Source organism: Streptomyces sp. SM1 (genome assembly GCF_002910825.1).
Lineage (GTDB): Bacteria > Actinomycetota > Actinomycetes > Streptomycetales > Streptomycetaceae > Streptomyces > Streptomyces okerensis.
On sequence record NZ_NEUB01000120.1, the window covers coordinates 1 to 370 of the forward strand.

1 pseudogene is annotated in these 370 nt (G+C 76.2%); it reads left to right on the plus strand.

The window, feature by feature from the left end:
* A pseudogene (locus B9S61_RS40580) lies at positions 1-189 on the plus strand (hypothetical protein); the annotation flags it as partial.
* Positions 190-370: the final 181 nt, after the last annotated feature.

Below are 370 nucleotides of genomic sequence, written 5' to 3' on the forward strand. Positions count from 1 at the left end.
GCGACCGTGCTGGGGGAGTTCCTCGCCCTGCGGGTCGACCTGCGGGGCGTCCGGCAACGGGAGGACGTGGTCGCGATCGCACGGGCCGCCCTGAACCAGGAGGGCGGGGAGAACGCACTGCTGTCGACGGTCGCACTCCTCGAGGGGAAGCGGGCCGCCGCGGAGGTGGGCGACAGCCTCCGGCCGTAGCGGAGCCCGGGAGCCGGCCCCACGGTCCCCCGGAACCCCGGACCTCGGGGCGGAGCCGAGCCCCGAACCGGGACCCCACCGACCGTCCCACCCGGTGACCCGTCGGACGGCTTTGCGGAAACCGCCGGTCGCCGTGCGGGTTCCCTTCCCGGAGCCGCCGGACGCCTGCCGTGTGTGTCCC